19 protein-coding genes are annotated in these 21,391 nt (G+C 63.5%); 5 read left to right on the top strand and 14 right to left on the bottom strand.

Annotated elements, in window-relative coordinates; all coding sequences use genetic code 11:
• Positions 1-193 precede the first annotated feature (193 nt).
• From XH96_RS13385 to XH96_RS13420, 8 genes are all read right to left on the bottom strand, one after another.
• The gene (locus XH96_RS13385) at positions 194-943 is read right to left on the bottom strand and encodes a glycosyltransferase family 2 protein (RefSeq protein ID WP_194392898.1); all 750 of its coding nucleotides are present in this window, start codon (positions 941-943) and stop codon (positions 194-196) included.
• Positions 944-954: 11 nt separating this feature from the next.
• Positions 955-2,361 carry a capsule biosynthesis protein gene (locus XH96_RS13390; protein ID WP_194392899.1) on the bottom strand — a complete coding sequence of 469 codons (1,407 nt, stop codon included), beginning with the start codon at positions 2,359-2,361 and terminating at the stop codon, positions 955-957.
• Positions 2,362-2,365: 4 nt separating this feature from the next.
• A complete protein-coding gene (locus XH96_RS13395) occupies positions 2,366-3,754 on the bottom strand; it encodes a surface carbohydrate biosynthesis protein (RefSeq protein ID WP_194392900.1) in 1,389 nt (462 codons plus the stop codon).
• Between the two features lie 68 nt (positions 3,755-3,822).
• On the bottom strand, positions 3,823-5,337 hold the full coding sequence (locus XH96_RS13400) for an oligosaccharide flippase family protein (protein ID WP_194392901.1): 1,515 nt from the start codon (positions 5,335-5,337) through the stop codon (positions 3,823-3,825).
• A gap of 10 nt (positions 5,338-5,347) precedes the next feature.
• On the bottom strand, positions 5,348-6,169 hold the full coding sequence (locus tag XH96_RS13405) for an SDR family oxidoreductase (protein WP_194392902.1): 822 nt from the start codon (positions 6,167-6,169) through the stop codon (positions 5,348-5,350).
• A gap of 13 nt (positions 6,170-6,182) precedes the next feature.
• Positions 6,183-6,884 carry an acylneuraminate cytidylyltransferase family protein gene (locus tag XH96_RS13410; RefSeq protein WP_194392903.1) on the bottom strand — a complete coding sequence of 234 codons (702 nt, stop codon included), beginning with the start codon at positions 6,882-6,884 and terminating at the stop codon, positions 6,183-6,185.
• Complete coding sequence (locus XH96_RS13415) at positions 6,881-7,789, bottom strand: Gfo/Idh/MocA family protein (protein ID WP_194392904.1); 909 nt, start codon at positions 7,787-7,789, stop codon at positions 6,881-6,883. Before XH96_RS13415 ends, XH96_RS13410 begins: the two co-directional genes overlap by 4 nt.
• The gene (locus XH96_RS13420) at positions 7,786-9,069 is read right to left on the bottom strand and encodes a nucleotidyltransferase family protein (protein ID WP_246790071.1); all 1,284 of its coding nucleotides are present in this window, start codon (positions 9,067-9,069) and stop codon (positions 7,786-7,788) included. Before XH96_RS13420 ends, XH96_RS13415 begins: the two co-directional genes overlap by 4 nt.
• On the opposite strand from XH96_RS13420, the gene XH96_RS13425 reads away from it, so the two are divergent.
• Positions 9,034-9,645, top strand: a complete 612-nt coding sequence (locus XH96_RS13425; protein ID WP_194392905.1) for an acetyltransferase — start codon at positions 9,034-9,036, stop codon at positions 9,643-9,645. The genes XH96_RS13420 and XH96_RS13425 overlap by 36 nt on opposite strands.
• Here XH96_RS13425 and neuB read toward each other — a convergent pair.
• From neuB to XH96_RS13450, 5 genes are all read right to left on the bottom strand, one after another.
• On the bottom strand, positions 9,642-10,712 hold the full coding sequence (gene neuB / locus XH96_RS13430) for an N-acetylneuraminate synthase (protein ID WP_194392906.1): 1,071 nt from the start codon (positions 10,710-10,712) through the stop codon (positions 9,642-9,644). The two genes, XH96_RS13425 and neuB, sit on opposite strands and share 4 nt — an antisense overlap.
• Positions 10,709-11,887: a UDP-N-acetylglucosamine 2-epimerase gene (gene neuC / locus XH96_RS13435; RefSeq protein ID WP_194392907.1), complete on the bottom strand. Its 1,179-nt coding sequence runs from the start codon at positions 11,885-11,887 to the stop codon at positions 10,709-10,711. Before neuC ends, neuB begins: the two co-directional genes overlap by 4 nt.
• A complete protein-coding gene (locus XH96_RS13440; protein ID WP_246790072.1) occupies positions 11,880-13,064 on the bottom strand; it encodes a LegC family aminotransferase in 1,185 nt (394 codons plus the stop codon). The genes neuC and XH96_RS13440 overlap by 8 nt, the downstream gene beginning before the upstream one ends.
• 19 nt (positions 13,065-13,083) lie before the next feature.
• Positions 13,084-14,103, bottom strand: coding sequence for an NAD-dependent 4,6-dehydratase LegB (locus tag XH96_RS13445; RefSeq protein WP_131873020.1), 1,020 nt, complete (start codon positions 14,101-14,103; stop codon positions 13,084-13,086).
• 134 nt (positions 14,104-14,237) lie between these two features.
• A complete protein-coding gene (locus XH96_RS13450; protein WP_194392909.1) occupies positions 14,238-15,440 on the bottom strand; it encodes an HAD-IIIA family hydrolase in 1,203 nt (400 codons plus the stop codon).
• 274 nt (positions 15,441-15,714) lie between these two features.
• Between XH96_RS13450 and XH96_RS13455 the strand changes: the two genes are divergently transcribed.
• Positions 15,715-16,749, top strand: coding sequence for a hypothetical protein (locus tag XH96_RS13455; protein WP_194392910.1), 1,035 nt, complete (start codon positions 15,715-15,717; stop codon positions 16,747-16,749).
• Between the two features lie 10 nt (positions 16,750-16,759).
• Positions 16,760-18,169, top strand: a complete 1,410-nt coding sequence (locus XH96_RS13460) for a DUF6418 domain-containing protein (protein WP_194392911.1) — start codon at positions 16,760-16,762, stop codon at positions 18,167-18,169.
• A gap of 38 nt (positions 18,170-18,207) precedes the next feature.
• Here XH96_RS13460 and XH96_RS13465 read toward each other — a convergent pair whose 3' ends face one another.
• On the bottom strand, positions 18,208-19,209 hold the full coding sequence (locus tag XH96_RS13465) for a class I SAM-dependent methyltransferase (protein ID WP_194392912.1): 1,002 nt from the start codon (positions 19,207-19,209) through the stop codon (positions 18,208-18,210).
• A gap of 334 nt (positions 19,210-19,543) precedes the next feature.
• Between XH96_RS13465 and XH96_RS13470 the strand changes: the two genes are divergently transcribed.
• Both XH96_RS13470 and XH96_RS13475 read left to right on the top strand, forming a co-directional pair.
• A complete protein-coding gene (locus XH96_RS13470) occupies positions 19,544-20,284 on the top strand; it encodes a hypothetical protein (RefSeq protein ID WP_194392913.1) in 741 nt (246 codons plus the stop codon).
• Positions 20,285-20,294: 10 nt separating this feature from the next.
• On the top strand, positions 20,295-21,218 hold the full coding sequence (locus XH96_RS13475; protein WP_246790073.1) for a hypothetical protein: 924 nt from the start codon (positions 20,295-20,297) through the stop codon (positions 21,216-21,218).
• Positions 21,219-21,391: the final 173 nt, after the last annotated feature.

Raw genomic sequence — 21,391 nt, forward strand, 5'->3', positions numbered from 1 at the left:
CTCGCCAATAGCCAAAATGCCTTGGATCGAGGTATCTAAACACCCCTACTGTGCATGGGGTTGTTTTCGCAGTTTTTGTGGCGGGGCGCGCCGGGCGCCCGGCGATCAGCCTAAAGCATGATCCGGAAAAGTGCGCAGCGGTTTCAGCAACAACCTGAAGCGCGATGACGATTCACCCTAATCGCATCGCGCTTTAGAACTCCCGCCGCTTCAACCAGGCCCGTGCCCCCCAATGGCCGAAGCACCAGGCCGATCGGACCAGGGAGAGGTGCTCGACATTGCGGTAGATCTGCCAGACCCATTTGGCCGAGCGCACCGGGCGGCTGGAGACCGAGGAGCCCCTGACGCGGTAGCGCGCCAGATCCTCGTTGAGGCCGTAGGCGGTATGACCGCGCTTGAGGATCGAGAGCCACAGGCAGAAATCGTCATAACCCTCGTTCTTCATCGCGATGGGGCCGGCGATCTCGCGGTCGACCATCGCGGTCAGCGTGGCGATCGCGGTGTTCTTCAGGAGCTGCCCATGGGTGAGCGAGGCCGGCACCTCGATCAGCCGTCCTGTGACCGTGTTGGTCTCGTTGATGCGGCGGAAAGCGGTGTAGCTCAGCGCGGCCTGTTTCGCCTTCGCGAAGGCGAGCTGCCGCTCCAGCTTCCCGGGCAGCCACAGATCGTCGCTGTCCAGGAAGGCGAGATAGCGGCCCTGCGCCCGGTCGATCGCGGCTTGGCGCGCCAGCGCCGGCCCGCCATTCTTCGCCTGCGGGATCAGCTTGACGCGAGGATCGCGCTCGCCGATCTCTGCGATGATCTGCGGTGTCCTGTCGGTCGAGCAGTCGTCCGCGATCAGCAGCTCCCAATCGGAGAAGCTCTGGCGCTGCACCGAGCGGATGGTCTCCTCGATCAGGCCTTCGACGTTCCAGGATGGGGTGATGATCGAGACGAGCGGCATGACGGGTCCGTTCAATTCGCGCGGGCGGCGGGCTCGGCGATCGCGGCGCATAACGAGGCCGCAAACGTGTCGAGCAGCCTGGGATCGCTGATATAGAGTTCGCCCGGATAAGACCTGCGCCAGGCCGATTCGAAATAGGGCGCGCCCTTGGCTGGATCGAATGGCCCGGCGGAGAGCGCCTCGCGCAGCCTTGTGGGCACGTCCGCCAGCCGGTCGACCGCGTAGACCAGCGGGCAGGAACGGTAGAACGCATCGCCCATCACCACGACCGGCTTGCCGAGCAGCAAGGCCTCGGCTCCCGACTTGCTGTTGACGGAGATGACCGCATCGGCGCGGTTGAGCACTGTGTAATTGTTGGTCTGTGGCGGCAGCAGCACGAAATTGTCGAAGCGGCGCGCCAGCTCGAACAGGCGATCGGCCGAGATCGCGCCGATCTGGGCGGGGTGTTCCTTCACCACCAGCACATGCGTGTCCGGGATCGTCCGCAGCAGGAAGTCGACCGTTGCGACCTGGTCGAGGTAGTCGGGCGAGCGCAGCGTCAGCGCCATGTCGGCGGGAACGTGGAATGGATAATAGACGAAGGGCGCCCCGGGGATCGGCTTGTAGAGCCTGCGCAGCCGCGTCGCATTGAGCGCCATCGCCGCGTGCACGCGGGCGTGACGCAGATTGTGTCCGAACTCCTGATGCTTTCCGAGCGCGAACTGGTCCCACAGCTTTTCGGTGAGGCGACGGGCGTTGCGCAGGTTCACGACCTTCTTGAAGGCCGCTGAATAATGATGCTGGTCCTTTTTGGGGATGACGATCGCGCGCTGCTTCAGCGTGTCGTCGAGATAGGCGCGTACCTCTGCCGACACCGTATCCGCCGGCGTCGGCATCACGTCGGGCGCGGCGAGACTGTCGGGCGTGAAATACATCCGGCCACGAAAGAACGAGGGCTCGATGAACCAGTTGCGGATGTTGCGACGCCTGGCGGCGTAGAAGCTCGCGATGACGGAGAGGAAGCCGCCGAGCTCCTGAACCAGCTCGACGCGTTTGCCCTCAGCCTCCAGGCGGTCGAGCAACGCCTCCATCGCGTTGGCATAGATCATGAACCGCCGGCGCAGCGCTGCGGTGTCGCGGATGCCGAACGTGAACCGCTCATGGCTAAACAGGAAATTGGTCCCGTCGAGTCCGTAGGCGGCGACGCGGGCGTCGAACGCGCCGCGGTCGTCGGGGGAGGGACCGGTCCTGAGGCCGTCGCGGTACATGTTGGTGACCGGCACGCCTTCGGCCGCCGACATTTCGGCGCTGCGATCGTCGAAGGCGAGCAGCTCGACATCGTTGCCTGCCGCACGTAGCCGCTGCGCGACCGGAATCCAGAACCGGGTCTGGTATTCGGCAAGCGTGGTGATGAGAATGGTCTTTGAGGGTGTGGCCATGAGTCTATCGGGTGGGGTCGATGGCGATGCTCGCGAGCGGCAAGCCTGTCGTCGCGCAGTGTGCGCGTCTTGTGGCGAATTGCACCGGGCTCGCGCGGTCATGAGCTGCGATACGCTGCAGCAGGGTCCTGACGACGACCGGCTCGATGCGCTTGTCGCGCCGGGCCGGGTTGAACCGGCTGCGCAACCGTTCCGTCACGGCCGATCCGAGCGCGGCGCTGGCAGCGCCCTTGACGATCTGGCCGACACTCGGCTTGTCGCGCGTGCCCTTCACGGTCGCCAGCAACGACACGTAAGGCCGGCGCGCATCCGCAGCGCGCGTCAGGACATCAGCGACCCGTTCTGCGGCTTGCCCGTCGTTGAGATGGAAGAAGGCCTCGATGTCGGCGGCATGAACGCGGGCGAAATCGAAAGCCTCGGTCTCGCGCTCGATATGGTCGATCGCGCCAAGCAGCTCTTCGAACGAGGCGACCGGCCGGCTCACGCGCGCGGGCAGCGCCGCATGACCGGCGGTGGTCGGTGTGTTCAGATATTCGAGCTGGAGCGGAAGCTTTCCGAGCAGGACCGATTCGACGGCCGTGCCGCAGTTGAGATGAACGACCGCGGCCGCATTGCGGATGCGGTCGAGTACGCTGCCGGTGCCGTCGATCAGGACGTTGGCGTGGCGCGCTAGCGCGTTGCGATAGACCTCCTCGCTCTCAAAGGGATGCGGACGCACCAGAATGGTGCGGTCGGGCCGCGCCGCGGCAAGTCGGTCGATCTCGGCGAGGTAGTTGGCGAAGACCTGCTTGAGGTCCGCGATGAAGCGATCGACATAGCCGCCATCCCAACCGGCCCGCACCATCGCTTCGCGCTCGCCGCCCGGCTTGCCGGTGAAGCGTGAATTGACCAGCGGGAAGTTGGCGTTGACGAGCAGGTAGTCGCGCGGTTCGCCATCGAGCAGCGCGCGCCAGCGCGGTGCAGCAAAGTCGAAGCGTGGGCATCCGGTGAGGTGAAGCTGCTCCGGCTTCATGGTTCCGGCCGAGAGGAAGGCCTCGTGCAGCCGACTGCCCCAGAAGAAATAGCCCGCCAGGATGTCGGCGTAGCCGCTGCCCTTGATGTGGGCCGCCATTGCCGGAGGCGAGTTGCCGCCCTTTTCCGCGAGCACGCCGCCTTCGGTATCGAGCACGTAGAGCGCGAGCCCGTCCCTCGCAAAACTGCGCATGAGATCGAGGTTGACGGGACGCGCGTAGTTGACGACCAGCGCATCGAGTCCGAGTCGCGGGACGTCGACGGCCTGCTCGTACATCGGCACCAGCACGACGGAGACGCCGCGCCGCGCGAGTTGATAACCGAGCATGACCGCACCCGGCAGGTCACGCTTGGGGTGATCGACCACCAGGCCTATGCGCACCGTTCACGTCTCCTCGTATCGACCAAGGCGCTCATCGATCTCCCGAATATACTCGTGCAAATAGTAGGCTAGGTCGACGCCCAGCCGAAGCGCTGGCCGAGTTCCGCGAAGATTGCCCGCTGGCGGTCTTCCAGAACGAGAAAATATTGTGCGGTCCAGCTCACTACGCAGAACGAAGCAATCGCAAGCCCAAGCCCCCAGAAGCCGTCGATTGCAAGGTACTCTGCAAGCTTGAGGAGCAGCAGGCCGAAGACCACGAGAATGACGGCCTGCATGAGAAGTGCTCTAAGGAGGCGGTGGGAGTCAAGCTGCAACGCGCGGCTCACGGTGCCGACCTGCAACGGTAGAATTACGGCGTTGGCAACCACTTGGCCAAGAATCAGCGCCCGCTCGTCGAACAGGTGCAATGTCGCAACCGCCACCGCGGCCCACACCGCCAATTGATAGATCATGAGCCGGTTCAGACGCGACTGCACGTCTGTGCGGGTCAGGAACATGACGTTGCCGAAGGCGAGGTATTGAGCGCAGATCGGCACCACGAAGCCGAGGCCCATCCAGAAAGCGTAGGGGGCCATCTGTGGTCCGATCCATACCTGCATGATCTCGCGCGACAGCATGGCGGCCGCCATCAGCGGCGGAACCGTGAACATCGGCAGGATGATCAGGCCGAATTCGCCAAGGCGCTGGAACGTGGCGGCGTTGCCGCGTTCGTCGAGGCGGCTTGCCACCGGCAGCAGGGCCGACGTCAGGAGGCCAACGACGACCTTGGACACACGGGGCAGCCTGACCAGGGTGTCGTATACCCCCACGCCCTTGGGCCCGAACAAGAGGCCGACCAGGAAGGGTTGAATCGGGAGTGCCAAGCCGCCCGTCAGCTTGCCCTGCGCGAACAGCGCGCAGCGGTGGAACAGTTCGCGCCGGATCGGCGCGTCCCACATCGCGAGTTTGACCTTGCGCACGACGGCGACGAAGGCTGCGGCGAACGCCAAGCATGCGCGCATCAAAGTGCTGGCGAGATAGATGTAGGCCACCACCTCGAAAGAGGCCGCGGTGTTGGCGGCCCAGATCGTGCAGGCCACATAGGCGATCGTGGAGCTCACCTCCGCCAGCCGCAGGACATTGTAGCGCTCAAAGCCCTTGACGATGCCTTCCCAGACCAGCGCCGGGATCAGCACCACGTTGGCAAGCGCAGTGTAGCGCAAAATTTGCGCAAACCTGTCGGCGTGAGCAGCATCGACGCGGAGTGCGATGGTCAGGTAAGGCGCGCTGATCCAGATCGTGACCGCGAGCAGTCCTGCAAGGCTCACGGCCATCACAGTAAGAAGTGCGAGCTGCTGGCCCGCGATGCGCCAATTGCGATGCTCCCGCGCCCGCGCGACCGCTTGCGTTGTGACCTCGGAGAGGCCGAGATCGAGCAGTCCCATCATCCCGCTCGGCAGCAGGATGCGGGCCAGCACGATGAGGCCGAACTCGGTCACGCCCCAAGTGCGGATGATGACGGGTATAACGACGAGCCCGAGCACAGCCGCAATTCCGAAGGCCGCACTGGATATCAGCGTGTTGCGGATCAGCTGTTTGAGCATGCTCCGCCGCTCACCACGCGCTCAGGCCGCCATCGACCGCGATGTTCTGGCCGGTGACGTAGGATGCCGCATCGGACACCAGGAACAGCATCGTTCCCACCATTTCGTCCGCGCGAGCCATGCGGCCCAATGGGATACGGGCACCATAGCGCGCCTTGAAGGTCTCGTTTTGCCCGCTCTCCACCCCGCCGGGGGTGAGGGTATTGACGCGAACGCCCTTGCTCGCCCAGTAGGTCGCCAGGTGCTTCGTGAGGCCGATGACACCGGCCTTCGAGGCGGTATAGACCGCCGGCGTGTTGATGGCGCGGCCGAGATATTCGGAGCCTTCGTAGATGCGCTGATCGGGGGCCATCAGTCCGTAGATCGAGGCGGTCTGCACGATGGCGCCGTAGCCGCGTTCGGCCATCCGGCCGCCGAACACCTGCGCGACGTTGAACATGCCGTCGAGATTGACAGCCATGATCTCGCGCCAAGTCTCCTGCGAGAATTTCTCGACGGGCGCGAAGAAGGCGTCGACGTCGCGGGTCTTGCTGGCCGCGTTGTTGAGCAGGATCGAGACCGGTCCGAGGTCGGCCTCGATCGCATCGGCTGTGTTGCGCACCGCTTCAGGGCTGGTGATGTCGCAACCGTAGCCTCTGGCGCGGACGGCATGGCGGGAGGCGACGTCGGCTGCCGCGGCATCGGTTGCGGCCTGATCCAGATCGACAATCGCAACGTTGGCGCCGAACTCGGCAAGGCCCTCGGCAAAGCGACGACCGAGAATGCCGCACCCGCCGGTAACGACGGCGGTGCGGCCGGTCAGATCGAACAGAGCCTTGAAGCTCGTGGTCATCGCTTGCGCCTCCTCAGGCCGCCAGTCGTTGGCGGAGCAACAGTTCCACCAACGCAAAATCGAGATCGGAATCGATGTCGATCGAACGCTCTTCCGGCATTTCGAGCAGACGCGTATCCGGGTAGAATACCGCAGGCCGCTCCAGGAAAGGCGCGACGCGCCAGACATAGATCGACGCGTTCATGTCGAAGCAGCGCGGCGCATCCTGCCGGCGCGTGATCGGAGGATCGGCAGATTTGGACAGGCCGACGCTGCCATCGGAGCGCTGCTCAACGAGGTTGAAATAGGGCGACCGCCGCGCCGGCGCCCCGGTAATGACATTGCGCGCGCCGCTCTCGCGCAGCAGTGCCACCGCACCGGTGATGTCGGAGGCCAGCCTGAGCGGCGAGGTTACGTCGAGATCGACGAAGATATCGGGCGTCGTGCCCATTTGCGCGATCGCCTGCTCGAGACAATGGCGGATCGCCGGCAGCTTTGGCGCGATATCGGTCGCCATCTCGTCGGGGCGTCTGACCGCGATGTCGGCGCCGGCCTTCAGCGCGGCCTCGAGCAGGGCGTCCGAATCGCTGCTGAAGGCGATCGCATCGAACAGGCCGGTCTCTCGCGCCTGCGCGATGCTCCACGCGAGCACCGGCCTGCCCAGGAGATCGCGCGCGTTCTTGCCGACGACCCCTTTCGAGCCGCCTCGCGCGCAGATGGTGCAGACGAGACTCATGGCGATATCCAGCTCTTGGTGCGTAGCGCGCGCTCGCTGGCGTCGATCAGATGCACGACGCCGAGGGCCTCGGGCAGCGAGCAGACCGGGCTCGCGCCGCGCATCGCCGCGACATGCATGTCGCGATAGCTCTGGTCGCGCTCGCTGGGAATCTCCGTTGCCTTGCCGTTGACCGTGAGACGGCTGCCGACGAGATCGGCCTCGATGGTATCGTCGTCGACATTGACGCGAATGCGGCGGATGCCCTGGCGATCGAGATAGTCCATGTGGACGTGCACCGATGGCGCCAGCTGCATATCGAGCAGCAGGTCAAGATGGTCGTCGACGTCGATGTCGCGAGCGCCGGAGGAGCCGCCGAGCGCTGCGACGCGATGCCATGGCCCGAACAGCCACAAAAGATAGTCCAGTTCGTGGCTGAGATCCCGCAGCACGCCGCCTCCGGCATCGGCCGTGGCGGATGCAGTCGTACGGTGATCGCGGCCCGGCCGCCAGTCCCTGATGTCCTGGCCGACATAGGCGTCGACCGTGATCACGTCGTGCCCGCTCAGTCTTTCCGCCAGCGCCGTCATCACGGGGTGAAAGCGTAGATTGTATCCGACGCTGACACCGGCGAAGGGATATTTCGGGGCCGGGGCCGGTGTTGCGAATAGCGGCTTTTCGACAAGGACTCTGCCACGGAACCCGGTCTGCGCGAGCTCTTGCAGATTGTCCGCATGACGCGCAGTCTCGGTCGCGATCACCACGTAGTCCGGATGCGCCGCCGCGACGGCCTGCGCGATCGACCCGTAGTCGCCGCCTTCGCGCCGGCTGACAGTCGAGACCCGAAGTCCGAGCTCGCCCAGGACCCGCGCATGCCTTGCGCCAATCGAGCCGAGACCAACCACGACGGCGGTTGTTGAGGTCACGGGAAGACCTCGTGAAACTCTGCATGCGCCTGCTCGAAATCCTCAAGGCGGCCGATGTCGAGCCAGTATTCACGAATGGGATAGACGGCGACGCGTCCCTTATCGGCGATCACCCGCTCCAGCACGGTCGGCATATCGATGCTGACGCCGGGGGCGACATGGCGGAAGACCGAGCTTCCAATCACGTAAATGCCGGCACTGACGAACCAGCTCTCGGTCGGCTTCTCGCGAATGGTCTGGAGAAAGCCCTCCGACGTGGAAACCACGCCATAGGGGACGTGCACCTTGTGCTCGCGAACGGCCATCGTCGCTTCCGCCGGCGTTCCGTTATGGAAGTCGAGAAGCGCTCCATAGTTGATCGTGGTGAGGATGTCGCCGTTGGTGACGATCATCGGCAGATCCGGCGGGGTCGAAAAGAGCCCGAGCGCGCCGGCGGTACCCAGGCGTTCGGTTTCGTGCACGTACTGGATGTTGGCACCGAAGGCCGCGCCATCGGCAAAGTAGTCTTTGATCGTCTGAGCCTTGTAGTTGACCGAAATGAAGATGTTGCCAAAGCCCTGCTGCACCACGTTGCGGACGATCGTCTCCAGCAGTGGTCGGCCGCCGACATTGAGCATCGGCTTCGGCACGTCGCGCGTCAGCGCACCCAGGCGCTCGCCGAGGCCGCCGGCCATGATCAGCACCGGGTTAGGATAGTGACGCGGTTCGAGCAGCTCATCGAGCGTCTCGACCACGACCAGATGGCCGCCCTCGTCGACAAGCGGGAGTTGCTTGATCGACCTCTGTCGCATCAGCTGCAGGCGATCCTCGCGCGGCATGGTCGCAGAGGCCGACACCGGCGTCCGGTTCATGATGTCGGTCGCAAGTCCGGTGAGAGGGATGCCGCGTAGCAGCCCGCGCCTCACGTCGCCGTCGGTGACCACGCCCAGCAGGCGATTGTGGTCGTCGAGCACCAGAGCAACCTGGATGCTTCCGCTCTCGATCGCGGCGATGGCCTCGCCCACAGTCGCCTGGGTACCGACGACGGCTTTGCGCCAGGATTTCATGGCAATTTGCCTCGTATACGCCAGATATTGGGGGCGGCCCACGGCTGAGCCTGCTATATCGCGGCTGCGAGAGGCGGCGTCAACCCCGCCAGGGGCCCGGGCGTTGACCTTGTTAATACCCGTGTTTTCCGGCCGGGCCCCGTCGGTTTGAAGTACCGCAGTCCCGTCGCTAAGATTGGTCTGTGCAGGGGAAACGCGATGGACGATCTCATCATCATCGGTGGCGGCGAGCATGCCTTCATGGTCTATGAGGCCGCTCTCCTGTCGGGCCAGTTCAACGTCGTCGGTTTCCTCGATCACCAGCCGGGTACACTGGGCAATGCGCGCTACCTCGGAACCGATGACGTTGCGCCCAACTATCCGGACGCCGCCTTCGTGGTCGGGATCGGAACGATGCAGGCGGGGCCCGCGCGCCGGCAATTGATCGGCCGGCTGCAGCTCAAGCGCTGGGCGACGGTGATCCATCCGCGCGCGTTCGTCTCGCCTTCGGCAACGATCGGCGTGGGCAGCGTCATCATGCCGGGTGCGATCGTCAATGCACGCAGCATGATCGGCCATCACTGCATCATCAATTCCGGCGCTGTCGTCGAGCACGATGTGCGAGTTGGGCACTGCACGCATCTGTCTCCCGGAACCGTGGTCGGCGGCGGCGCAGAGATCGGCGACAACTCCTTTGTGGGGCTCGGCAGCCGGGTCCGCGACCACATTTCCATTGGCAATGATACGCTGGTGGCGATGGGTTCCGTCGTTACGGCTTCATGGCCGCCCGGGTCCGTACTGCGCGGGGTTCCTGCCAAGCCCCGTCGTTAAACCGGATCGTCCGGGTCAAGCGCCTGCGGCGCCGCCGTTCCGATCAAGGACCAATAATCGATCGGCGGCCGCCCGGTGCCCGGCCGCTTGGCCGTGATGTCGGCCGGTCCGATGATCTCGCCGGCCCTCAGCGCGCGCGCCGCCACGATGCTCTTGCGCGCCACCGGGACGTTCCTGATTTCGGATTCCTTCGGCGTCTTCACGCCGTCGCCGAGCGCGGCCTCGACATTGCGGATGGCGCCGACCATGCGCTTGAAATCGTCCGGCTCGAGTGAGGCTGCGTGGTCGGGGCCGGGCGCATTGCGATCCAGCGTCAGGTGCTTTTCGACGATGGTCGCGCCGAGCGCGACCGCGGCGACCGAAATCTCGAACCCATCAGTGTGATCGGAATAACCGACCGGAAGCTGGAATGCCGATCGCATCGTCGCCATCGCGGCGAGGTTCACATCGGCGATGGGGCAGGGATATTCGGTCGTGCAATGGAGCAGGCTGACGTGCCGCGCCACCGCGGCGCGCGCCGCCGGATCGCGCCATGCAGCGCGGAACGAGGCGATGCCTGCGGGATCGTTGCGCTGCGCATAGCCATGGGCCAATACGCCCAGCGCTTCCTCGACCTCGCCGAGCGTTGCCATGCCGGTCGACAGGATCAGCATGGCGCCGGCCCTCGCCGCTGCATGGAGCAGCGGCGCATTGGTGAGATCGCCCGAACCGATCTTGATCCGCGGCAGTTTCAGCGACAAGAGGAAGCCGAGCGACGCATCGTCGAATGGCGTCGACAGGAATTCGATGCCGCGCTCCTTGGCGCGCGCGATCAGCGTCTCATGCGCAGCCTGCGGCAGCTCGAGACGTTCAAGCATGGCCAGCTGGCTCTCGCCGGCATCGGTGGTGCGCTGCTGATAGTCGGCCTTCTTCGCCGCGCCGCCCGCCAACGCCTTTGCATTGAAGGTCTGGAACTTGACGATGTCGGCTCCGGCATCGGCTGCCGCATCGACCAAAGCCAGCGCCTTTTCCAGGCTGCCGTCGTGATTGACCCCGGCTTCCGCGATGATCAGCGTGTGCGTCGTCATGGCCGCGCTCCGCTTACGGGAAGTTCGTAAAAGCCCTTGGCCAGAAGCCGCCCGAAATCGGGGATGGCGGCGACAATGTCGGCAAATCGCCGGCTGGATTCACCGTCGCCATAGGGGTTGACGGTGGCTTCGCGGCCACGCTGGAGTCCTGCCGAGATCGCGGCGGCAATTGCGCCACGTTCGGGCGCGGCATGAAACACCGAGGCCGCGCGCTCACGCCCCTTCTGACGGTCGCCTATATCCACCGTGGGAACGCCGAAGGAGGGTGCTTCGAGCACGCCGCTCGAGGAGTTGCCGATCACCACGTCGACTTGGCTCATCAGGCTGAGGTAGCGGAGCTGCCCAAGCGAGGCGACCGCGATCGTGTTCGGCCGGCGCGCCGCGAAGGCCTTGGTCCGATCGTTCAACGCGCGCCCTTCGGCATCGGCATTGGCGAGCGTGAAGACAAGACGGAAGGCGGGATCGAGTGTCGACAGGGCAGCGAACAACTCCTCCAACTCGGCCACCGACCGCCCGGCTTCGACCGTGACAGGGTGAAACGTGATGAGTGCATTGCGTTCGCCGAGCGGCATCCCGATCGCGTCGCCTATGTCGTCGCGGTTCATCAGATCGAGATGCTTGATGGCGTCGATCCCGACCGAGCCGATGGTATGGATGCGGGACGGGTGCTCGCCAAGCTGCATCAATCGCCGCGTCGAGCCATGATTGCTGGTGAAATGCAGATGCGCCATCTTGCTGATGGCGTGGCGCGTGGATTCGTCGACCGCGCCTTCGGTGACGTCTCCGCCGAACAGATGCGCCATCGGCAGTCGCATGAACATCGCGGCCTGCGCCGCCGCGAACATTTCGAACCGGTCGCCGAGCACGACAACGAGATCTGGCTGCAACCGCGTGAAGGCGTCGGCAAAGCCGATCACCCCGAGTCCGACCGATTTGGCGACTCCGGCGCCGGTATCGCTGCTCAGCAGCGTCTCGATGCGCTCGTCCACCTCAAAACCTTCCTCGCGGATGGAGTTGAAGGTGTAGCCGAACTCCGGCGCGAGATGCATGCCGGTGGCGATGAGCTGAAGCGTCAGGCCTGGCGTCTGACGGATTGCGCGCATCGGCCAGACCAGCAGGCCGAAATCGGCCCGGCTGCCGGTGACGAAGCAGATTTTTCGTGCGCGACTAGTCATCGCGGGGCCTGATGCTGGCGCTGCTGGGCAGGTTGATCAGCCGGCGTTCTATGGATTCCGCGGTGGAAAGATCGCCGCGCGGGCTTTGCGCGAACATCGGCAGCCTGTGCATCAACGTCCAGGCCGGGCGCGCGCCGAAGCCGGCCTCGTTCAGTGCCGTGAGCACGTCGTCGCGCCGCTCGGCATGCGCCTCGTCGAGCAGGACCGCGTTCAGCCAGTAATTGCTGGTCGTACCCGCGGGCTCGCGCGAGAAGCGCACGCCGGGCACGCCGGCAAAGACACGCTCATAGGCGGCCGCCAGCCGGCGCTTGCTCGCCAGGAAGCCGTCGAGCTGCTCGAGCTGGGCGCAACCGAGTGCGGCGTTCAGGTTGGGCAGGCGGTAGTTGAAGCCGATCTCGTCATGCACGAAGGCCCATTTGTGCGGCAGCTTCGCGGTCGTGGTGAGATGCTTGGCGCGGCGTCCCAGTTCCTCGTCATTGGTGAGGATGGCGCCGCCGCCGCCGGTGGTGACGATCTTGTTGCCGTTGAAGCTCAGCGCCGCGAGCCGCGCCTGCGATCCGACGGCGTGACCCTTGTAGGTCGAGCCGAGCGATTCCGCGGCATCCTCCACCAGCGCGATGCCCCAGTCGTGTGCGATCGCTGCGATCTCGTCGAGTGCAACGGGATGCCCGAACGTGTGCATCGGCGAGATCGCCGCGATGCGGCGTCCGGTCTCGCGATTGATCGTGCCTCTTGCGGTCCGCTCCGCAATCGCCCCGAGGCGCACCGCGAGTGCGCCGGGATCCATGCCGAGCGTGGCAAGCGAGCTGTCGACGAAATGCGGGGTTGCTCCGCAATAGGCGATCGCGTTCGTCGTCGCGATGAAGGTCAGCGCTGGCGAGATGACCTCGTCGCCGGGCTCGACGCCGGCGAGCCTGAAGCAGGCATGCAACGCGGCCGTACCATTGACGACGGCGACCGCGCGTTTGGCGCCGGTGACCTCCTCCAGCATGCGCTCGAACCGATCGACAAAGGGGCCGACCGAGGAAACGAAGGTGCTCTTGATGCACTCTTCGAGGTAGGCGATCTCGTTTCCGGCGAACACCGGTTCGTGCAGGCCGAGCACGCCGTTTGGCGTTCCCACCGCGTGCCGCACGGCGTCGACGATCGTCTCCGGCTTGAAGTCTGAGCTGGTCACGACATTGTCCACCATCACCTCAGACATTGTAGACGTCAGCCTTGTAGCGGTTGAGGTTTGCGGGATTGGTGAACCAGTTGACGGTCTTGACCATGCCGCGACGCATGCCCTCGACACCGCCGAATTCAGGGCTCCAACCGAGCTGCTGGCGTGCCTTGGAATTGTCGGCCCAGAGCCGCTCGACCTCGCTGTTGGCGGGACGGAGGCGCGCCTCGTCGGTCTCGATTTCGATCGTGGTCCCCATGACATCGGCGATCATCTCGACGGTCGCGCCGACCGAGATCTCGAAGCCGCTGCCGAGATTGATGGTCTGGCCGACGCATTGCTCGGCCGGCGCGGTAAGTCCTGCGATGAGGCCGCGCGCGGTATCGGTGACGAAGGAGAAGTCCCGCGTCGGACTGACGGCGCCGAGACGGATCTTGCGCTTGCCGGTCGCGATCTGGCTGATGATGGTCGGGATCACCGCGCGCGCCGACTGCCGGGGGCCGAAAGTGTTGAACGGGCGGATCACGACAACCGGCATGTCGAACGAGGCATGGAACGACAGCGCCATCTGGTCGGATGCGATCTTCGAGGCCGAGTAGGGTGACTGGCCAACCAGCGGATGGTTCTCCTTGATCGGGACGATCTGCGCCGTGCCGTAGACCTCGCTGGTCGAGGTCTGCACGAATCGCCGCACGCCCGCCATGCGCGCCGCCTGGAGCACGTTCACTGTGCCCTTCACGTTGGTGTCGACATAGGAGTCGGGCGCGACGTAGGAGAAGGGGATCGCGATCAGCGCCGCCAGGTGCAGCACGTCGGTGCAGCCGCTGGCGGTTGCGATCATGAAGTGCGGATCGCGGATGTCGCCGGCAACCACCTCCACGGACTTCATGATGTCGGCGGGAACCGTGTCCAACCAGCCCCAGGAATTGAAGGAGTTGTAGTAGACGATCGCCTTGACGCGTGCCCCGGCTTTCACCAGCTCCTCGACGACATGCGAACCGATGAAGCCGTCGCTGCCGGTAACGAGGACGCGGGCGTCCCTTAGATCTGCCATGCCGGACCCCAGAAGGCGATTAAGCCTGTGTTCGCAACAAGATGGCGCTATAGCACACTGGCGGTTGCGCGCAACAGAACAGCTGCAGAAAGCTGCCAAATGCCCGGGGATGCAGCAGTTTTCGTGACGCGCGCCTAGGCCTGGCCGGCCGGGATGAGGCGCTGTCTCACGAAGGCCTCCAGGTTGCCGCCCTCGAACAAGTGGCCCGCGAGGCCGGCCGCACGCGCGGCTTCGATGTCGCTCGGCTTGTCGCCGATGACCAAGCTGCGCGTCATGTCGACCGGAAAGCGCTGTGCGAGATCGATGATCATGCCCGGCGCCGGCTTGCGCCGGTCGCTCGGGCGGCAATAGCGTGCAACGGTTCCTTCGGGGTGATCGGGGCAATATTCGAATGCATCGACATGCGCGCCGATCAGCGCCATCTGGTCCGCCATCCAGCGGTGCAGCGCGACCACGTGATGCTCCTCGTAGTAGCCGCGTGCGACTCCGGACTGATTGGTGATGACGAAGGCAAAATAGCCGGCATCGTTGACGGCCTTCACGGCCTCGCGTGCGCCCTCGATCCATTCGAGCCTGTGCGACTCGAAAGTGTATCCCGAATCATGGTTGAGCACGCCGTCGCGATCGAAAAACACGGCCGGCCGTCGCAGCTTGTCCCGCAATTCGCGGTCGGCGCGCGCAAAGTCGTCAGGAATGCCGATGTCGATGAAGTAACCGCGATAGGCCGTGCCGCGCAGCGCGCCGGACTTGGTCAGGCCAGGAAAAACGTCCTGCTCGAGCGAGGCGGGAAGCATTGTGATGTCGGCAAGAACGGACTTGTCGATGACGTAGATGCCGGCATTGACCGGTCCGGTGGCACCCACACCCGGGGCGATGAAGTCACGCACCACGTCACCGTCGAGGACGACGCGTCCATAGCGGTCCCCGACGACGCCGTCGCGCAGTGCCATGTGAACGCGCCCCCCTTGGGCGCGCATGATCAGGTCGAGCAGGTTGAAGTCGAACAGGGAATCGCCGTTCAGCAACAGGAACCGGTCATGCAGAAGGTCGCGCGCATGCACGAGCGCACCGCCGGTGCCGAGCGGCTCGGGCTCGCGCGACACGATGATTCGCGTCGATCCCCTGGCGGCCGCGGCGTAGTGCGTCTCGACGATCTCCGCCTTGTGGCCCGCAAGCAGAAGAATTTCATCGAACACGCCGTAGCGTACCAGTTCGTCGAGCAGGGTGTCGAGAAACGGCCGGCCGCCAACATCGAGCATCGGCTTCGGCACGGTTTTGGTGCGTTCGCCGAGGCGAGTGCCGAGTCCCCCGACGAGGACGACAGCCTGTCTCAGCATGTCGGCTCTCCCAATCGGCACCTCAGTCGAAGGTGAGCAGCAAATGTCTGTCTCAAGGTTCTGGCTCTCGTTGGATCGAGCTGTGGTGGCCGGATTGTCTCCCAACGTCGGTCGATCCTCGATCAACGCTTGGCGAACGTGACACTGAGTGAAGAAGACCCCGCACCAACGCCCGTCAATGACGAGCTGCCCAATGCGACAGGAACTGTTGCGAGATCTGTTTACGCTTGGTGGCGCCCGGAGGCAACGAGCAAGGGAGAGGGCGAGGATTCTCTTGTCGAACGAACCGGCCGGCGGCGGAGCGCAGGCGGGCGATCATACGAGGGTCGATCATCGAGAGTCCCTGGCCATGAGCCGATTGATCAACCAGAGATGGCTCAGTATGATAACGACCGAGTTCCCCATCCGTATTGTGGGGGTTGCCGGGGACAAGAGTCACATGCCGATGGCCGAGCGTACGCCGCGAGCTCCAGCGTTTCTGCAGCTCGCGAGATGGTTCCATGTTGCTGTCCGAGCAGCGCGGAAACATTGGGTCCTTTCGCTCATGATCGGGGCGATCTTGTTGGCTGCTCTTGGCTCTCTTGCCGTCGGCCGGAAGGTGGAATCCTGGACCGCGACCGCGACGATCGCGATTGGTACGGTGCCCACCCTTCAAAGTATTCTCGGGCTCGCGGGGGCAGGCGTTGAACCCGTGGAGAGTGCTCGTGATCTGGTGACGCGAATCGGAGCGGTCCAATTTCAGAGCACTGTTCTGGCCGATGCTCGCAAGGCGCTTCCCGACTCGCGTGGGGCGTTCGGCGGAGCCTCATTGCGCGGGATCGTCATTGGCGATTCGTCGATCCGCCTGGAGGCGAGCGCCGCCTCGAAGGAGGAGGCGGCGACCCTGCTTCAACAGGCTGTTCTTGCGATCCAGGCCGCACACCAGAGATTATCCGAGCCGAGGATGGAGTTGTTGCATTCGGTGCGCGCGCGCCTGCAAGATGCGAGAGCTCAGCTCAACGATGCATCGAGGAAGGGCAGTATGGACTTCGTGCCAGCTCGGCCGGACGGAGGTTCCATCGGGGCTGCTTTCTTGGAAAGTCCAGGGGCTTCGGTCGACAGGATGCTCAACGTTGATACGCGCATTGCCCTACTGGCTTATATCGAACGCACCGTGACGATGACGGGGCCGCAGGATGGTTCGTCTCCCGCGACGGAAGGGCCGAGGGAAGTCAATCTCGTGCAAAGAGCCATCCTGGCGGGCTTGGGTATTCTGCTTTTCATCGGTCTTTTGACCTTCTTTCTGAGGCGGCCGGCGCGTCAGGGCTAGGACTTCGGCAATGACCATTCTGGCTGGAGCCTCCATACTACTCTTCGTCGTCTGGCTGGGGCTATTCAGGTCGGCGATCCTCATTTGTCTTGCCTTCCTTTTGTTTACCTTCGCATGGCGGACGATCTCGTCGCTCTATATCGATCTCACGGGGCCCGTGTTCTCGTCCCAGCTTCAGATGTTCATTGGACCCGGCGTCATGACGGTGTTCCAGTCGATCGCGTATTTTCTGACGCTTCTTCCCTTCCTCTGGGTCTTCAATTCGAGGGCTCTCGATGAATGGGCGCGGGCGGCTCCAACTCCCGGACTGCCTGCGTCCCAATCTCAACTGACCCTTTCGGACGTCACGTTCTACGCGTCCGTCCTCTTCTTGATCTTGCTTTTCGGTGCCCTGATTCAGGGAGGTGTCATTCCGCTGTTTGCCAAGATCGAGCGTTGGACCTTCAACGAACAGGCCAGCTTCCTCCATCGCCTGGTGGTCGAGCGAGGCGACATGCTCTGCTTCTGGTGGGGGACCATGTTTGTGGCCGAGCGATTGCGACGCGAGCGATACGATTACCGCTTCGTGGGTTTGCTGGCCGTCCTCACCTTCTACATGTTTCTCGCAGGCGGGCGCTTCTCGCCGTTCTACCGATATTGTGCGTTCTTTGTCATACCGTTCTCCGCGGTGCTGATCGTTCAGGCGCGAGATCTCGGGAGCGCAAGCTTGTTCAGCTTGCTGCCCCGGATTAGCGACCGCCGCATCGTGCTGGCGGGCACCGGCGTCATTGTGCTGACGGCCATGATGATTGCATTCGCACTCTATTGGAACCTGACCAGGGTCCGAGGGTTCGAAGGTCAGGCGGCGCTGGATGCTTTTGTCGAGCGCGTTCTGGTGCAGCCCTCGGAGATAGGATGGGCGTCCTATCAACGCGTCCTGGTCAACGGAGATTGGGACGCGCGCCACGTCTTCGATTTTCTGTTCGACCGCCCCATCGTCGCGGGACGGAACACGACCCCGCAGCTTCTGATGTCCGAAACCATTGGTGAGCCGCGGACGACGGAACACATCACAGGCGGTTTTCAGTTCGCGGGCGGGTTTCCCGAAATTTTCTTCGAACTGTTTGGTCCTTATTTTGGCTGGATCTTCCTGCTGGGGGCCGGTTGGCTCACTGCGCTCCTCTCAGCTGTCATGATCCGGTCAATCATCGTCGAACGATATCTGACGGCGGCTCTATCTTTCTACGTGCTGTACGGCATCTACGTGATGTACATCGGCGGCATGCTGAACTTTGTCGCGACGCCGACATATTGGGTGAAGATTGCTGCGCTGTTTGCGGCAATCATTATCGAGGAGCGGGCGCCCATTCTTCCGTGGGTGCTGGGCGACAGGACTCGATTGTTTCGCCGCTTCGTGGTGCGACGTCCGCAATTGCCCTGACGCAGCCCGCAATTCCACCAAGCCATGAGCGGCGATCTTCAGTTTCGATTCGATGGATCGGCCGGACGGCCGATGATCAGGGCGCCAAGCGTGAACAGATCCTCTTCGGAGAAGCCTCTGAAGCATGGTGCCAATCGTTCCAGAACATGCCGCTCCGGCGGCCGGCGGTCGGGCTGATCGCTGAGTAGCTCAAACCCGGCCTCTCTAAATAGTTTCAGATATTCGCTGTGGCGCAAACGATTGACGTACTGGAAGCGCGACTGGAAGGGCGCCCAATCCTCCTCGGAATAGGTCAGAAAGTTGAACGAGCTGATGGACGGATCGAAGCCTTTGAAGTGGTCGCCATAGTCGATCTGCATGAGGATCAGTCCGTCAGGACGCATGATGCGTCGCAGCTCCTTCAAGATCGCGGCGATGTCATCCTTGGGAATGTGTTCGAGCGTTTCGACGGAGACCGCGCAGTCGATCGAACCGGCCGGCAGGCCTGTCGTCCGGGCATCGGCTGGCGCACGATAGTCGATCCTCCAGGAACGTTCGAGGTCGTCAAGGGAATTGATATCGGGGTGGCTGTTGCCGCTGAGTCTGGAAATGATGGCGGCATTGGAGCGGATCAGCTCCAGCTTGGCCAAGCGCGCGATGTCGACCGTGATGAAGCGCTGCGCTCCATGCGCGCTGAAGGCGAGCGGAATGATCAGATCGCGTCCGGTGCCGAACTCGAAGCAGGTCGAATCCCGTAGCGGCCGTAGACTGTACGCTTGGTGAACGCCCAGCAGCCGCTGCGCGAGCGTGTAGACGGATTTGACCTGCTTCTCGGGCCGCGGCAGCCGTCGTGTGACGTAGCGCTGCAGGGCGTAGTGGATGTCTTCGCCAAAGGGGATGTTCGACAGCACCGAGAACGCTCGCGCCTTTGTCTGCCAGCGCACGTCAGTGATTCCTCGGGTGAAATGACGTCGTGGTTGGCGTGGTGCTGACGAACGGTCGTCGAGGCATGGTGGATGTCCAGGATGGGCCCTGATCCGGCTGTTCGTACCAAATCGCATAGCCAGCTTTGATTATATGGGAGCCACAGGCGCAACGCAAGGTTGCGGGGCGGGCTCGGGAGCAAGTCCGACCGAGGTCGAAGTGCCTCTTCCGGCTACGTCGCGGCCGCAGGTTGCCCTCCAAGCTGCTGACGTGCTCGTGGCGAGCCGTGTCTTCGGAACAGCTCGGCTTGGCGCCATTCCCGGTTGATTCCACGGTCGGCTGAGCGTAAACAGACGCTCAAATTACGTCGACGTTTCAGCATGCGGGCCGGAAAATCGCGTATGGTTTGTCGAAAGCTGCCGGTCGATTTGGTCTGTGCCGGTCCATTGCTCTCCCGCCGAGTCTTGTCGAATGTCCGGTGAACTGCAGATCGGAGAGGCCGTCGCGAGAGGTTATCCCCCCGCCGTGCTCTACCTGCGCAACGACGAGACGGTCACGACGCAAGTCTGCGCATTCAACTACTTCTCGGTCTTTATGAATGATCATCCGGAAGTGGACGCGCATGTCTGGCTCTTCGACGGAGCGGGCACGCAGGCCGGGTATTTCCACAGGGAGCTCGGCGTCAACGGACAGCTGCAGTTGCAGACTTCGGAGCTGTGTCCGCAGGTTTCGGGAACGGTGGCGATGGCGCTGGTCCCGAAACACGAGACCAAGCTTCGTCCCGGCCGGAAGGTGACCACCGGCTATTATGCACAATATTTCTCGCAGCACGGTGCGGTGACGTTGTCACACGAGCGCGAACCCGTGGCGGCCGCGCCGTTCCCGACCTCAGCCTGGATGCAATCCTATCTTACGCGATTCCTGAAGGAGTCCGGTGTGGTGCTCGTGAACTCCTGCATGGCGCCCGAGGGCGTCTCGGTTGGGACCGCCCGGCTCATGGCCCTTGATGGCACCGCATTGGGCCAGCGCGCGCTGCCGGAGATCGCGCCGATGGGAGCCGTCCGCATCAGCACGCTCGATCTCTTCCCCGAGGCTGAAAGGTTGATCGGCGCGTCCGAAGGTTTCGCTCTGGAGTTCAAGGGCACCAACATCGCCAGCCCGTTCAGCTATTATGAGTTTGCCAACGGCAAATTCAGCTTGCATCATTTTTAGGGGCGCGTCCGTGACACGTTTCTCGTCCAGTCCCTGGAAGCCCTACGAGCCCAGATTCATGTTCCCGACCTTTGCGGGTGTCGAGTCGCGCATGGGTTTCTCGATCCCTGCTTGGTATCGCCCCGTCGACATCAGGTATCTCCGCAGCCTCGTCGCCGGCAGCCTGCGCAAGAATTTCCGCGAAACAGTCAAGGATCTCGTTCCCGAACTCGCCAGCCTGGTCGCCTCGGGCTTCAGCAAGAAGCTCAGGTTCAAGCTGCACATCCTGTCCCGCGACGGCGAGTACCGGGCAACCTACGAGTTTCCGGACAATTATGCGCCGGGTTCCTCCGTCGAGATCGAGCTGTCGCGTCTTTTCGCCTCGCTCAAGCTGCCACAGGAGGATTATCTGGTCATCGCCGTGATGTCGCGCGGGCGTATGGACGGCTTCCGATCCTCGCCTGCCAGCTATTCGATGACCTATGTCGATCAGGATAACGTTGCGATCTATCGCACCGGAGCCTTTGCCCGGCCCCTGAACGAAGGCAGGCTCAAGGCGCATGTCGGATTCACCGGGATCAATCCGAAGATCATGGCGACCAGCGACATCGTCAGCAGCCTGATGCTGATCAATCACTCCTCCGATCCCGAATATGCTCATGCGGCGCGGCCGACATCGAAGCTGATCCGCGAGGATGGCGAGCAGATCGAGGCCGATTTCGGCGAGATTCCGCCGCTCGGGGCGCGCGAGATGTCGGTCGTCGACATGTTCGGCAGTCGGGTGTTCGACTTCCTGAAGCCGTTCGGCGGCCGCGGGACTACGGTTACCACTTGCGCCGGAATGACGCTCGCGAGCCTGCACCTGCAACGAACGAACGACAATCGGCGGACGTTGCTGGGCATCGAGCACTCGCGACCTGCGCACATGAACCTCGCGGGCATTCTGCAGCATTGATCTAGCGGTCTTGACCGCTTGCTGAAGTTTGACGAGCACATGAATACTCCACCCTCAGCCTGGTGCTCGGCTTCTGGGGCGTATCGAGCGTTCTGGTCGTCGCCTAATATAGAAGTATCCGACATATCTCCCGGGGTGCTGTAATACGCTGGGATAGATTTTGCATCATCGTC

Origin of the sequence: Bradyrhizobium sp. CCBAU 51765, from assembly GCF_015291725.1 — a bacterium.
GTDB classification, from domain to species: Bacteria; Pseudomonadota; Alphaproteobacteria; order Rhizobiales; family Xanthobacteraceae; genus Bradyrhizobium; species Bradyrhizobium liaoningense.

Bases quoted from the DNA above. Each gene is read 5' to 3' on its own strand.
- XH96_RS13445 (WP_131873020.1), bottom strand. From the start codon at position 14,103: ATGGCAGATCTAAGGGACGCCCGCGTCCTCGTTACCGGCAGCGACGGC.
- XH96_RS13460 (WP_194392911.1), top strand. From the start codon at position 16,760: ATGACCATTCTGGCTGGAGCCTCCATACTACTCTTCGTCGTCTGGCTG.
- neuB (WP_194392906.1), bottom strand. From the start codon at position 10,712: ATGACGACGCACACGCTGATCATCGCGGAAGCCGGGGTCAATCACGAC.
- XH96_RS13400 (WP_194392901.1), bottom strand. From the start codon at position 5,337: ATGCTCAAACAGCTGATCCGCAACACGCTGATATCCAGTGCGGCCTTC.
- neuC (WP_194392907.1), bottom strand. From the start codon at position 11,887: ATGACTAGTCGCGCACGAAAAATCTGCTTCGTCACCGGCAGCCGGGCC.
- XH96_RS13385 (WP_194392898.1), bottom strand. From the start codon at position 943: ATGCCGCTCGTCTCGATCATCACCCCATCCTGGAACGTCGAAGGCCTG.
- XH96_RS13465 (WP_194392912.1), bottom strand. From the start codon at position 19,209: ATGCGATTTGGTACGAACAGCCGGATCAGGGCCCATCCTGGACATCCA.
- XH96_RS13425 (WP_194392905.1), top strand. From the start codon at position 9,034: ATGGACGATCTCATCATCATCGGTGGCGGCGAGCATGCCTTCATGGTC.
- XH96_RS13390 (WP_194392899.1), bottom strand. From the start codon at position 2,361: ATGGCCACACCCTCAAAGACCATTCTCATCACCACGCTTGCCGAATAC.
- XH96_RS13450 (WP_194392909.1), bottom strand. From the start codon at position 15,440: ATGCTGAGACAGGCTGTCGTCCTCGTCGGGGGACTCGGCACTCGCCTC.
- XH96_RS13420 (WP_246790071.1), bottom strand. From the start codon at position 9,069: ATGCTCGCCGCCACCGATGATGATGAGATCGTCCATCGCGTTTCCCCT.
- XH96_RS13410 (WP_194392903.1), bottom strand. From the start codon at position 6,884: ATGAGTCTCGTCTGCACCATCTGCGCGCGAGGCGGCTCGAAAGGGGTC.
- XH96_RS13470 (WP_194392913.1), top strand. From the start codon at position 19,544: ATGTCCGGTGAACTGCAGATCGGAGAGGCCGTCGCGAGAGGTTATCCC.
- XH96_RS13405 (WP_194392902.1), bottom strand. From the start codon at position 6,169: ATGACCACGAGCTTCAAGGCTCTGTTCGATCTGACCGGCCGCACCGCC.